We start from the raw sequence: 13373 nt of genomic DNA, 5'->3' as shown, positions 1-13373 counted from the left end.
GTCACCGCTGACCGCAGAGGTCGTCCTGCGGCAACCGGAGGGAAGCGTCGGTCGGGTCGCCCGGCTGGTAGCACACCCACACGACCCGTCCCTGCTGCCGGAAGGCCGTCGTGCCGACGGATCCGGTGATGGTGTGGGCCGTGCCGTCGATGCGATAGCGGGCCGTCACGTCGGTCTCGCCGTTGCCGGCCGAATGCTGTGACACGACGGTCGCCGGCGCCATACCCGGACGTGCCGGGCCGGACGGTCCCCGGCCCTGCCACCACTGCAACACCAGCAGCACGGCGGCGACGAGCACCACCAGCGCGATGGCCTTCTCCCACCAGGAGGACAGGAAGCCCGGCCGGTCAGGTGACGTGCTCGGCATCCCGCCTCCTTCGCGCGAAGCCGCGCATCCGTCGGGCCCCTGCCCACAGCGCCCAGGCAAGCACCACCAGCGCGACGACCACCAGCGCGGGCACGAAGACAGCGATCAGGGACAGGCCGAGCGACGACACGTCCTCCACCGTGGAGACGACCGGCGCGCCGAATCCCGCGGTGCCCAGGTTGACCGCCGGTCGCGCGCTCGACTTGCCCGCGTGCACCACACCGGCGACGACCAGGCCGCCGACGAAGGCGATCCACTCGTGGTCCCGCAGGAACGAGGAGTGGTCCAGCGCACTCGCCGACTGGGTGGCGGCAGCGACGAGACCGCCGGTCGCCGGACGGATGACGGTGCCGGCGACGTCGTTGATGCTGTCGACCACCGGGATCTTGTCCAGCACCAGCTCGCTGATCAGCAGGACGGCGCCGATGCCGAGTGCCCACCACGACTCGATCCACTGCCAGCCGCCCGGGAGATCGATCACGCCGGTGAACCGCGCGAGCAGCCCGACGATGAGGAACGGGATGTAGGCGTTCAGTCCCGCGGCCGCCGACAACCCGGCTCCGGTGAGCACCGCGAACATCCCACACCTCCCGTCGATGCTGTGCGTACTGCGCAGGATCGTGTCAGTGCCTGGTCGCGCGTGCAAACGCGCGCGGTGACGAGGTTCGGGCGTTAACTAGGATGGCGGATCATGAAGGTTCTGTCTGCGCTCGCGTGGCCCTACACCAACGGGCCCCGTCACATCGGTCACGTCGCCGGATTTGGCGTTCCTGCAGATGTTTTCAGCCGTTACATGCGTATGGCGGGCCACGACGTGCTGATGGTCAGCGGCACCGATGAGCACGGCACCCCGATCCTGGTCCTCGCGGACAAGGAGGGCGTCGGCGTCCAGGAGATCGTCGACAAGTACAACGCTGTCATCGCCCAGGACCTGCTCGACCTCGGGCTTTCCTACGACCTGTTCACCCGCACCACGACCCGCAACCACTACCAGGTCGTGCAGAACCTCTTCACCCAGATCCGCGCCAACGGTTACATGATCGAGCAGACGACCACGACGGCGATCAGCCCGTCGACCGGTCGCACGCTGCCGGACCGCTACCTGGAGGGCACCTGCCCGATCTGCGGATTCGCGGAGGCCCGCGGCGACCAGTGCGACAACTGCGGCAACCAGTTGGACCCGTCCGACCTGATCGATCCGCGGTCCAAGATCAACGGCGAGGTGCCGCAGTTCGTCGAGACCGAGCACTTCTTCCTCGACCTGCCGGCGCTGGCCGGTGCGTTCCAGCAGTGGCTGGACGAGGTCGACGCGACCGGCACGTGGCGGCCCGGGGTGATCAACTTCGTCAAGGGGCTGGCCAAGGACATGCATCCGCGGGCGATGACCCGCGACATCGACTGGGGGATCCCGATCCCGGTCGAGGGCTGGGACAGCAAGCGGTTCTACGTCTGGTTCGACGCGGTCATCGGCTACTTGTCCGCGTCGATCGAGTGGGCCCGACGTGTCGGCGAGCCCGAACGCTGGCGCGAGTGGTGGAACGACCCGGCTGCGAAGAGCTACTACTTCCAGGGCAAGGACAACATCACCTTCCACGCCCAGATCTGGCCGGCCGAACTCCTCGGCTACATGGGCAAGGGCGACAAGGGCGGTGAGCCGGGGGAGTACGGCGAACTCAACCTGCCCACCGAGGTCGTCGCCTCCGGCTTCCTCAACCTGTCCGGTGCGCAGTTCTCCACCTCACGCGGCAACGTGATCTACGTGCAGGACATGATCGCCACGTATGGCGCGGACGCGCTGCGCTACTTCATCTGCGCGGCCGGTCCGGAGACCCAGGACAGCGACTTCACCTGGGAGGAGTTCGTCAGCCGCAACAACAACGAACTCGTCGCCGGCTGGGGGAACCTGGTCAATCGCACCGCGTCGATGATCGCCAAGAACTTCGGGCAGGTCCCCTCACCGGCCGTGCTGGAGCCGATCGACGAGGAGTTGCTCGCGGCGGTCCGCGGCGGCTTCGACGCCGTCGGCGAACTGCTCGAGGCACAGCGGCAGAAGGCGGCGATCGCCGAAGTGATGCGCCTGGTCCGGACGGCGAACAAATACGTCACCGACACCGAGCCCTTCCGCCTCAAGGGCGACGATCAGCGGGAGCGACTGGCGACGGTCCTGCACACGCTGGCGCAGGCGATCACCGACCTGAACACAATGATGTCGCCGTTCCTGCCGCACAGCTCCAACAAGGTCTTCGAAACGTTCGGCGGCACCGGCGAATTCATGCCGATGCCGCGTGTGGAGCAGGTGCGCGACCTGGATGACGACAGCCGCGCCCACCCGATCATTACCGGCGAATACTCCGACACCCCGCGCTGGCGGTCCCGCCCGGTGCCGGTCGGCGCGCCGGTCGCCAAGCCGACGCCGATCTTCGCCAAGCTGGACCCGATCGACCCGGATGACCCGTTCGGTCGTGCACGCTGAGCACGACGCTGATCGAGTAGCGACGAAGGAGCGTATCGAGATCAAGTGCCGGCACTCGATCTCGATACACCTCCTCCGCTTCGCTCCCCCGGCACTCGATCAGCGTGACCGACGGCAGAGAGGACTTGTGCGTGAGCAAGGGACATCAGCGCAGCGCAGTCAGCGGACCGCAGCCGGCACCGGAGCCGCTGCCGACAGCGGTCGTCGACAACCACACGCACCTCGACATCGCCCGGCACGACGGCCCTCCGCCGGATGTCGCGGCGGCGCTGTCGCAGGCGGCTGCGGTCGGGGTCGATCGGGTGGTGCAGATCGGCTGCGACCTGGCCGGTGCGCGCTTCACCGTGGACCAGATCGCGCAGCACCCGGGGATGCTCGGCGGTGTCGCCATACACCCCAACGAGGCCGCCGAACTCGCCGCATCCGGTGACCTGCGCGCGGCGTGGGCCGAGATCGAGCAGTTGGCCGCGCACCCGCGCATTCGAGTGATCGGCGAGACGGGGCTCGACTACTTCCGCACCGGTCCGGATGGCGTTGGTGCGCAACAGGATTCGTTCCGGTGGCACATCAATCTGGCCAAGCGCGCCGGCAAGGCGCTGCAGATCCACGATCGTGACGCGCACGAGGACGTGATGCGCATCCTCGACGAGGAAGGTGCGCCGGAAAGCACTGTGCTGCATTGCTTCTCGGGTGACATCAACCTCGCCCGTCGATGCGTGGAGCAGGGCTACCTGCTCTCCTTCTCCGGCACGGTCACCTTCAAGAACGCCCGAGACCTGCGCGATGCCCTCGCGATCGTGCCGTTGGAGCAGGTGCTGGTCGAGACGGATGCGCCCTACCTGACGCCGTCCCCGTACCGCGGCGCGTCCAACGCGCCGTACCTCATCCCGTTGACGGTCCGCGCCATGGCGGACGTGCTCGCGGTCGACGTCCCGACCCTGTGCCGGGCATTGTCGGACAACAGCGAACGCGTCTACGGTCCTTGGGTGGACTGACCGCGAGGCACCGAACGCCGGGTCTGGCCCGAGTCGCGCCCGCCGACTCTGCGGATGGCCGTGTTGCGGGAGTGCGATCCGGGTCACGCGCAAGTGTGACGTGACTATCGTTATCGAAATTTGACCTTTGCCCTGCAGGTGCGTCACGCTCGATGAGTTCAACCCGAGAGTCGGCACCCCCCGAACACGGCTGCGCGAGACGCGGCCGGGCGAGCCAGGCACCGCCGTTCGCCCCGCACCGACCAGCGATCCCCGCCTCATGCTGATGGCAGCGCTGCTGACGTGCGCCTCGCCGCTCGACGGACAGCCCGGCATCGGAGACCCATTGAATTACCGCACGTCCCACCGCACGCCCTACCGCCTGACCAAGACCGCAGCGATCGCGGCCGTCACCGTCGCCGCAGGGCTCGGCATCAGCGCCTGTGCCGCCGGCTCGTCCGCCGGTGCGCACACCGCCGCGATCACCACCCGCCCGACCACCTCGACCACGAGTCCGGCAGCGATGCCGTCCGTGGCGCCGTCCGCCAGGCCTTCGCACAGCACGCCGGCCGGTCATCGCGCGGTGGCCAAGAAGGTCTCGCGTGATGAGGCCCGCCCCACGGTGACCACCCGCACGGTCACCAGCACGCAGCGGGTCGGCTTCGACACGGTGCGCAAGTATGACGACTCTCTCGCCGCCGGTCGCACCCGTGTGCAACGCGCCGGTGTGCCCGGCGCTGCGACCCTCACCTGGCGCCAGCAGCTGGCCGGCCAGGTGGTCAGTCGCACGACCCTCGTCAAGCGCGTCGTGACGCGGCAGCCGGTCAGCCGGGTCCTCGTGGTCGGCACCGCGAAGGCTACGCCGGCACCCACCAGCACGCCCACCAGCACGTCACGCAGCGCCGGCGGGCTCGATCTGTCCCGCGCCGCCATGTGGGATCGCATCGCGCAGTGCGAGTCCGGTGGCAACTGGGCCACCAATACGGGCAACGGCTACTACGGCGGCCTGCAGTTCGACATCGGCACCTGGCTGAGCGCCGGTGGCGGCCGCTTCGCGTCCCGGGCCGACCTGGCCAGCCGGGCTGAGCAGATCACCGTCGCCAACCACGTCTACGCCTCGCGCGGCCTCGGCCCGTGGGGTTGCGCCGGGGCGGCCTGACGGCTCGCCGCCGCGCCGCCGACGACACACCCACACGCCGGGCCGCAGTCCTCCCAGGACTGCGGCCCGGCGTTCGTCGTGCTGTCGTGCCCACGTCTCCACCGCGAAGTCACCCGTGTGACGGATGTGCTGCATAGAGTGAAGGAGCGTAGCCACGCCCCGCATACCGTCGACGCACGGTCACTTGGCGTTTACTACGCGCAGTAGTAGTTTGTCGGTAAGGTTCACGATACGGTTCGACACGAGCTGAACGAGGATCACATGACTGCCACACCAGACCAGCCGCGCGAGGCGTCCGGCGCAGCCTGGCTGCAACTCGTCACCGTCACCGTCGGGTTCGCGATCAATTTCTGGGCCTGGGCGCTGGTCAGCCCGCTCGGGCCGCTCTTCAGCCCGGACAAGGCGAAACTGCCGCCGGATGCCTACGACAAGCAGCTCAGCTTCCTGCCCTTCTCCGACGGGCAACCGCTGACCGCGAGTCAGGCCAGTCTGATGGTCGCCGTGCCGGTCGTCGTCGGCTCGATCGGCCGGATCCCGGTCGGCGCGCTCACCGACAAGTACGGCGGCCGGGTGATGTTCCCGCTGGTTTCGGCGATCACCATCGTCCCGGTGCTGGCGATCGGATTCTTTGCACTTAACTCTTTCGTCGCACTGCTGATCTTCGGCGTGCTGCTGGGCATCGGTGGCACGACGTTCGCCATCGGGGTGCCGTTCGTCAACGCCTGGTTCCCGCCGGACAAGCGCGGGATGGCCGTCGGGATCTTCGGGGCCGGCATGGGCGGGACCGCGATCAGTGCTCTCACCACCGTCAGCATCTTCAAGGCACACGGCAAGGCGGTGCCGTTCCTCATCGTGGCGATCGCACTGGCGGTCTACGCCGTCGTCGCCTGGTTCGTGCTGCGTGACGCGCCGGGGCGCGTCATACCCTCGACGCCGCTGGTGCAACGGCTGGTCGCCACGGCGAAGCTGCCGATCACCTGGCACGCAGGCGTCCTCTACACCGTGGGCTTCGGCGGGTATGTCGCCTTCTCGGTCTTCCTGCCGCTCTACCTCAAGAACGCCTACGCCCTCTCCGCGGCGGACGCCGCCAACAAGATGGCCGGCTTCGTTATCATCGCCGTCATCATGCGCCCCGTCGGTGGCACGCTCGCGGACAAGATCGGCTCGCTGCCGGTGCTCTCGGCCTGTTTCGGGCTGGTGGCCGTGTGCGCTGCCATCGCGGCGGGCGAGCCTCCGCTGCGCGGCTACGGCACACCGGTCTTCCTGGTGATGGCCGCGGCCCTCGGGGCGGCTTCCGGGGCGACCTTCGCACTCATCGCCGAGGCGACCGATCCGGCAAGGGTGGGCGGAGTCACCGGGCTTGTCGGAGCCGCAGGCGGATTGGGCGGTTTCGTGCCACCGTTGGTGATGGCCTACATCTACAGCCAGACCCGGTCCTACGCGATCGGCATGTGGTTGCTCGCGATCTGCTCGGCGCTGACCCTCGTGCTCATCCTCACCGTCGTACGCCGCAGCGCGGCACCCGCCTCTCCGGAACTGCAGGAGGTTCATTGATGACAACTTCAGGTTTGGACGACAAGCTGACCGACGCGCTGGTCGGTACCCGCCGGTTCTTCACCCGCGCGCAGGTGTCGGCCGACAAGCGGGCGATGTATGCCGAGGGCGGCCGCCAGGGGGACTCCTTCTATCGGGACCGGTGGAGCCACGACAAGGTGGTGCGCTCCACGCACGGCGTCAACTGCACCGGCTCCTGCTCCTGGAAGGTCTACGTCAAGGACGGGATCATCACCTGGGAGGCGCAGCAGACCGACTACCCGACCGTCGGCGCCGACAAGCCGGAGTACGAGCCCCGCGGCTGCCCCCGCGGTGCGGCGTTCAGCTGGTACACCTACTCGCCGACGCGCGTCCGTTATCCGTATGTCCGGGCGACGTTGCTGACGATGTTCCAGGAGGCGCGGGCGCAGTACGGCGACCCGGTCGTCGCCTGGGCCTCGATCGTGCAGGATCCCGAAAAAGCCTCTCGTTACAAGGAAGCCCGCGGCAAGGGTGGGCTCGTGCGCGCGTCCTGGTCGGACGCAGTGGAGATGATCGCCGCCGCGCACGTCTACACGATCAAGCGGTACGGCCCGGACCGGATCGCCGGGTTCTCGCCGATCCCGGCCATGTCCCAGGTCAGCTATGTGTCCGGCGCCCGCTTCAACGAGCTCATCGGTGCACCGATGCTCAGCTTCTACGACTGGTATGCCGACCTGCCGGTGGCCAGCCCGCAGATCTTCGGCGATCAGACCGACGTGCCGGAGTCCGGTGACTGGTGGGACGCGGGCTACTTGATGATGTGGGGCACCAACGTGCCGCTGACGCGCACCCCTGATGCGCATTGGATGACCGAGGCGCGGTACCGCGGCCAGAAGGTCGTGGTGATGAGTCCGGACTATGCGGAGAACGTCAAGTTCGCCGACGAGTGGCTCGCGCTCGCGCCGGGCACTGACGCTGCGCTCGCCATGGCGATGGGGCACGTGGTGCTGCGGGAGTTCTTCGTGGACCAGCAGGTCGACTACTTCGACGACTACGTCAGGAAATTCACCGACCTGCCGTTCCTGATCACCCTAGACCAGCAGGACGACGGCAGCTGGCGGCCGGGCAAGAACCTCGTCGCCGCAGATTTCGAGAACCCTGCGCGGACGAGCGAGAACGCACTCTTCAAGCCGGTCGTCTTCGACGACGCGACGGGTGCTCCGGTGGTCCCGAACGGCACGCTGGGGGACCGGTTCGGCGACGAGGGTGTCGGCAAGTGGAACCTCGACCTGGAGGACCTGCAGCCGCGGCTGTCCTTCTGGTCCGAGCAGGGCGAGTCCGTCGCGGTGCGGCTGCCGCGTTTCGACGCAGCCGACGGGCAGGCCGTCCTGGAGGAGCGCGGCGTGCCGGTCGCCCGCGTCGGCGACCAGGTCGTCACCACTGTGTTCGACCTGATGCTGGCCCAGTACGGCGTCAGTCGGCCGGGACTGCCCGGCGTCTGGCCGCAGGGGTATGACGACCCGCGGGCGCCATACACCCCGGCCTGGCAGGAGGAGATCACCTCCGTCCCGGCCGAGGCGTGCGCCCGCATCGCGCGCGAGTTCGCCCGCAATTCGGCTGACACGCAAGGCCGTTCGATGATCCTGATGGGCGCCGGGACCAACCACTGGTACCACTCCGACCTGATCTACCGGGCGATGCTGATGCTCACCACGATCACCGGGTGCCAGGGCCGCAATGGCGGCGGCTGGGCGCACTACGTCGGCCAGGAGAAGGTCCGGCCGCTGATGGGCTTCCAGAACGCCGCGTTCGCGCTCGACTGGAGCCGGCCGCCGCGGCACATGAACCAGACGGCCTACTGGTATGTCAACACCGGCCAATACCGCTACGACACCTTCCTCGCCGACACCGTCGGCGGGGGCATGGGCGCGTTCCCGGAGCAGACGGTCATGGACCTGCTGCTCAAATCGGCTCGGCTGGGATGGTCGCCGACCTATCCCACGTTCGACAAGAGCTCGATCGAGATCCCCGACCTCGCCGCCAAAGACGGCGCAGACGTGAAGGATTGGGTGGTCGACAAGCTGCAGTCCGGGGAGTTGAAGTTCGCGCTCGAGGAACCGGAGAACCCGGAGAACTTCCCGCGAGTGCTGACGCTGTGGCGCTCCAATCTGCTCGGCTCGAGCGCCAAGGGGGACGAATACTTCCTCAAGCACCTGCTCGGGGCCGAGGGGGCGGTCACAGCCCGCCAGGCACCGCCCGAGCAGCGCCCACGTGACATTGCGTGGGCCGACGAGATCGTCGACGGCAAGCTGGACCTGCTGATGACCATCGACTTCCGGATGACCAGCTCGACGCTGTTCTCCGACATCGTGCTGCCGGCCGCGACCTGGTACGAGAAGCACGACATCAACACCACCGACATGCACCCGTTCATCCACTCGTTCAACCCGGCGATCAGCCCGCCGTGGCAGAGCAAGACCGACTGGGACGCCTGGAAGGAGATCGCAAAACGCTTCTCCGAGTTGGCGGTCGACCATCTCGGCACCCGCACCGACCTGGTGGCCAAGCCGTTGTGGCACGACACCCCGGACGCGATGGCGACACCACACGGCATCGTGCGGGACTGGAAGCTCGGCGAGTGCGACCCGATCCCCGGCAAGACGATGCCGGCGCTGATCCCGGTCGAACGCGACTACACCGCGGTCTACGACAAGATGACGTCGGTCGGCCCGCTGCTCGACACGCTCGGCACGAGTTGCAAGGGCATCACGTATGACGTCTCGGAGGAGCTGGAGACGCTGCGGCACGAGCACGGCGTGGTGGCGACGGGGCCGGCTGCCGGTCGACCCCGGCTGGACACCGACGTGCAGGTCGCCCAGCTGATCATGATGCTCTCCGGCGCCACCAACGGGCATCTGGCGACGCAGGGCTTCCGCACCCAGGAGCAGCGCACCGGACACCAGATGCACGACTTGGCGGCCGAGAGTGAAGGCAGGAGAATCACTTTCGCCGACACGCAGCGGTCACCGCAGCCGGTGATCACCACCCCGGAGTGGTCCGGGTCGGAGACCGGTGGCCGGCGCTACAGCCCGTTCTCGATCAACATCGAACGCCTCAAGCCGTTCCACACGCTCACCGGACGCCAACACTTCTACCTCGACCACGACTGGATGCTGCGGATGGGGGAGGCACTGCCGACATACCGTCCACCGCTGGACATGACCCGGCTGTTCGGCGAGGCAAAGGTCGGCGCGACCGGCGAACTCGGAGTGTCGGTGCGCTATCTCACGCCGCACAACAAGTGGTCGATCCACTCCGAATACCAGGACAACCTCTTCATGCTGTCGCTGTCCCGTGGCGGTCAGACGGTCTGGATCTCCGACAAGGACGCCGCCAAGGTGGGCATCGGCGACAACGACTGGGTCGAGATGGTCAACCGCAACGGCGTCGTCGCATGCCGGGCGATCGTCTCGCACCGGATGCCGGAGGGCACCGTCTACATGCATCACGCGCAGGACCGGTTGATCGACGTGCCGCTGACCGAGCGGGACAAGAAGCGCGGCGGCATCCACAATTCGATGACCCGCATCATGATGAAACCCAGCCACCTGATCGGCGGCTACGCGCAGCTGTCCTATTTCTTCAACTACATCGGCCCCACCGGCAGCAACCGCGACGAGGTCACCATGATCCGCAAGCGGACGATCTCTGTCGAATACTGAGCAGCCGGAAGGAGATTCAAAGATGCGAGTCATGGCGCAGATGTCGATGGTGATGAACCTCGACAAGTGCATCGGCTGCCACACCTGCTCGGTCACCTGCAAGCAGGCGTGGACCAACCGGGCCGGGATGGAATACGTCTGGTTCAACAACGTCGAGACCCGGCCGGGCCTGGGCTACCCGCGGACCTGGCAGGACCAGGAGCGCTGGAAGGGCGGCTGGAAGGTGCTGCCGAACGGCCGGCTGACCCTCAAGTCGGGCAACCGGCTGAAGAAGCTCGCGACCATCTTCAGCAACCCGAAGCTGCCCAACATCCGCGACTACTACGAGCCGTGGAGCTACGACTACGAGACGCTGCTGGAGTCGCCGGTCACCAAGAACTACCCGGTCGCCCGCCCCTACTCGCTGCTGTCCGGCAAGCCGATGAACGTGGAGTGGTCGGGCAACTGGGACGACGACCTCGGCGGCGCCGGCGAGCACGCCGTGCAGGACCCAATGCTCAAGGGCATCGAGGACAAGGTGAAGTTCGAGTTCGAGCAGACCTTCATGTTTTACCTGCCGCGCATCTGCGAGCACTGCCTCAACCCGGCGTGCGCGGCCTCCTGTCCGAGTGGGGCGATCTACAAGCGCGAGGAGGACGGCATCGTCCTGGTCGACCAGGACAAGTGTCGTGGCTGGCGCATGTGCATCAGCGGATGCCCGTACAAGAAGGTCTATTTCAACCACAAGACCGGCAAGGCCGAGAAGTGCACCTTCTGCTACCCGCGCGTCGAGGTGGGCATCCCGACGGTGTGTGCCGAGACCTGCGTCGGGCGGCTGCGCTACATCGGCATCATGCTGTATGACGCCGACCGCGTCCTCGATGCCGCGGCGACCCCGGACGACCAGGACCTCTACCAGGCGCAGCTGGACTGTTTCCTGGATCCGTTCGACCCGCAGGTGCAACGCGCTGCCGAACGCGACGGCATACCCGGTGACTGGATCGAGGCGGCCAAGAGATCTCCGGTGCGGCGGCTGATCATGGACTACCGGGTCGCGTTGCCGCTGCACCCGGAATACCGCACCATGCCGATGGTCTGGTATATCCCGCCGCTCTCGCCGGTGGTCGACGTCGTCAAGGACACCGGCTACGACGCCGAGGACCAGCACAACCTCTTCGCCGCCATCGACACACTGCGGATCCCGGTCGAATATCTGGCCAATCTCTTCACCGCCGGTGACGTCGCCACCGTCGACCGGGTGCTGAAGAGGATGGCCGCGATGCGGTCCTTCATGCGCGACATCAACCTGGGCGGCGACCCCGACGAGGAGATCGCGGCATCGGTCGGAATGAGTGCCGAGGACATGTACGAGATGTTCCGGCTGATGGCGATCGCCAAGTACGACGAGCGCTACGTCATACCGACCGCACACGCCGAACAAGCCCACGGGCTGGAGGAATTGGCCACCGAGTGCGCGGTCGGCGGGTACGACGACCCCGAACGCGCCTCCGCACCGTTCGGGGAGGGCTCGGGCACCGGGGTGCTCACCCCGGTGGCGATCGAGAACTTCCAGATGCTCAAGGAGCGCCAGACCTCCGATCGGGACACCCTGATCTCCGGCGGCTCGAGGACCGGGCGGGTCAACCTGCTCAACTGGGACGGTAGGGGTGTGCCCGAGGGGCTCTTCCCACCCGACGACGGAGCGCAGCCGTGAGATCGCTGCTGTGGAAGCGGCACCGCCGGGCCGCCGCGCAACTGCCGGACGACGTGGTCGCCGCCACCTGGCAGTCGGTGTCGCTGCTACTGGAATACCCCGATGCCGAAACGCTGCAACGCTTTCCCGCCGTGCGTGCGGTGACCGCCCAGTTGCCGCCCGAGATCGGCACGCTGTTGTCGGCTTATCTCGACGACGCGATGTCGGTGCCACTCGCGGACCTGCAAGCCGACTACGTCGACACGTTCGACGTCACCCGCAAGTGCAGCCTGCACCTCACCTACTTCAGCAGCGGCGACACTCGGCGGCGCGGAGTGGAGCTGGTGGAGTTCAAACAGGCCTACCGGCGCGCCGGCGTGCAGCTGGCCGACGACAGCAGCGAACTGCCCGACTTCCTGCCGGTGCTGCTGGAATTCGGCGCATTCACCGATCGCGACGCGGCCTGGAAGCTGCTCAACGACCACCGGGTCGGCCTTGAACTGCTGCACCGTGCACTGGTCCGCCGCGGATCCCGTTGGCTGCCAGTGGTCGATGCCTTGCGTGCGACACTCCCGTCGCTCGGCGACGACGACGAGCGTGCCCTCGCGGAGCTGATCGCGGCCGGTCCGCCCTCCGAGGATGTCGGGATCGACAGTTCGCCATACAGCCTGGATCCGCGACTCAACCCACGACCGGGACCCGTCGATCTCCCCATGCCGACGACAGGAGCGTTGTGATGGCTCTCTTCCTCTGGGTGATCGTGCCCTACGTGTGTTTCGCGATCTTCATCGTCGGGCATTTCTGGCGCTACCGCTACGACAAGTTCGGCTGGACGACCCGCAGCTCGCAGCTCTACGAGAACAACCTGCTGCGCTGGGGAAGCCCGATGTTCCACTTCGGGATGCTCGGCGTGCTCGCCGGCCACATCATCGGCCTGGTCATCCCGAAGGTGTGGACCGATGCCCTCGGCATCTCCGAGCACGGCTACCACATCATCGCGCTGGCCGGCGGCATACCGGCCGGCCTCGTCGCGCTGGCCGGCCTGGTGATCCTGATCTACCGCCGCCGGGTGACCGGACCTGTCTTCTCGGCGACGACCAAGATGGACAAGGTGATGTACGTCTTCCTGGCGGCCGCGATCGTGCTCGGCGTCTGGAACACGTTGGCGTCCGGGCTCTTCCACGTCGGCGGTGACTACAACTATCGCGACGGTGTCAGCATCTGGTTCCGCGAGATCTGGACCTTCCGGCCGAACGCCGACCTGATGGCGGACGCGCCCTGGAGCTTCCAACTGCATGCCATGGTGGCGATGGTGCTCTTCGCGCTGTGGCCGTTCACCCGGCTGGTGCACGTCTTCAGCGCACCGCTCGGATACCTCACCCGGCCCTACATCGTCTACCGCTCCCGTGACGAGCGGCCTGGCTCCGGCACGGGTTCCCGTGCGCCCCAACGTGGTTGGGACAAACCGACCCTGCAGAAGAAGTGAGGTTC

10 protein-coding genes are annotated in these 13373 nt (G+C 67.3%); 8 read left to right on the top strand and 2 right to left on the bottom strand.

The genetic code is table 11. The features are described 5' to 3' along the window. Position 1 precedes the first annotated feature (1 nt). Positions 2-367: a DUF3592 domain-containing protein gene (locus ACYVBN_RS06535; RefSeq protein WP_460599823.1), complete on the bottom strand. Its 366-nt coding sequence runs from the start codon at positions 365-367 to the stop codon at positions 2-4. After that, complete coding sequence (locus tag ACYVBN_RS06530) at positions 348-947, bottom strand: DUF4126 domain-containing protein (protein ID WP_460599822.1); 600 nt, start codon at positions 945-947, stop codon at positions 348-350. The genes ACYVBN_RS06535 and ACYVBN_RS06530 overlap by 20 nt, the downstream gene beginning before the upstream one ends. 111 nt (positions 948-1058) lie before the next feature. On the opposite strand from ACYVBN_RS06530, the gene metG reads away from it, so the two are divergent. From metG to narI, 8 genes are all read left to right on the top strand, one after another. Further along, positions 1059-2840, top strand: coding sequence for a methionine--tRNA ligase (gene metG / locus ACYVBN_RS06525; RefSeq protein WP_460599821.1), 1782 nt, complete (start codon positions 1059-1061; stop codon positions 2838-2840). Between the two features lie 125 nt (positions 2841-2965). Continuing rightward, complete coding sequence (locus tag ACYVBN_RS06520) at positions 2966-3835, top strand: TatD family hydrolase (RefSeq protein ID WP_460600820.1); 870 nt, start codon at positions 2966-2968, stop codon at positions 3833-3835. A gap of 265 nt (positions 3836-4100) precedes the next feature. Then, on the top strand, positions 4101-4973 hold the full coding sequence (locus ACYVBN_RS06515) for a transglycosylase family protein (protein WP_460599820.1): 873 nt from the start codon (positions 4101-4103) through the stop codon (positions 4971-4973). Between the two features lie 261 nt (positions 4974-5234). After that, positions 5235-6527: an MFS transporter gene (locus tag ACYVBN_RS06510; protein ID WP_460599819.1), complete on the top strand. Its 1293-nt coding sequence runs from the start codon at positions 5235-5237 to the stop codon at positions 6525-6527. Next, a complete protein-coding gene (locus ACYVBN_RS06505) occupies positions 6527-10210 on the top strand; it encodes a nitrate reductase subunit alpha (protein WP_460599818.1) in 3684 nt (1227 codons plus the stop codon). The genes ACYVBN_RS06510 and ACYVBN_RS06505 overlap by 1 nt, the downstream gene beginning before the upstream one ends. A gap of 22 nt (positions 10211-10232) precedes the next feature. After that, on the top strand, positions 10233-11903 hold the full coding sequence (narH, locus tag ACYVBN_RS06500; RefSeq protein WP_460599817.1) for a nitrate reductase subunit beta: 1671 nt from the start codon (positions 10233-10235) through the stop codon (positions 11901-11903). Next, entirely contained in the window at positions 11900-12619 is a 720-nt protein-coding gene (gene narJ, locus ACYVBN_RS06495) for a nitrate reductase molybdenum cofactor assembly chaperone (protein ID WP_460599816.1), read from the top strand. Before narH ends, narJ begins: the two co-directional genes overlap by 4 nt. Next, complete coding sequence (gene narI / locus ACYVBN_RS06490; protein WP_460599815.1) at positions 12619-13368, top strand: respiratory nitrate reductase subunit gamma; 750 nt, start codon at positions 12619-12621, stop codon at positions 13366-13368. The genes narJ and narI overlap by 1 nt, the downstream gene beginning before the upstream one ends. Positions 13369-13373 lie beyond the last annotated feature (5 nt).

The organism is Flexivirga lutea, from assembly GCF_054778955.1.
This window is presented reverse-complemented; position numbering and strand designations above follow the sequence as displayed.

Excerpts from the sequence above, each read along its gene's own strand:
- ACYVBN_RS06530 (WP_460599822.1), bottom strand. The coding sequence starts at position 947 with ATGTTCGCGGTGCTCACCGGAGCCGGGTTGTCGGCGGCCGCGGGACTG.
- ACYVBN_RS06535 (WP_460599823.1), bottom strand. The coding sequence starts at position 367 with ATGCCGAGCACGTCACCTGACCGGCCGGGCTTCCTGTCCTCCTGGTGG.
- ACYVBN_RS06515 (WP_460599820.1), top strand. The coding sequence starts at position 4,101 with ATGGCAGCGCTGCTGACGTGCGCCTCGCCGCTCGACGGACAGCCCGGC.
- narH (WP_460599817.1), top strand. The coding sequence starts at position 10,233 with ATGCGAGTCATGGCGCAGATGTCGATGGTGATGAACCTCGACAAGTGC.
- ACYVBN_RS06510 (WP_460599819.1), top strand. The coding sequence starts at position 5,235 with ATGACTGCCACACCAGACCAGCCGCGCGAGGCGTCCGGCGCAGCCTGG.
- narI (WP_460599815.1), top strand. The coding sequence starts at position 12,619 with ATGGCTCTCTTCCTCTGGGTGATCGTGCCCTACGTGTGTTTCGCGATC.
- ACYVBN_RS06505 (WP_460599818.1), top strand. The coding sequence starts at position 6,527 with ATGACAACTTCAGGTTTGGACGACAAGCTGACCGACGCGCTGGTCGGT.
- metG (WP_460599821.1), top strand. The coding sequence starts at position 1,059 with ATGAAGGTTCTGTCTGCGCTCGCGTGGCCCTACACCAACGGGCCCCGT.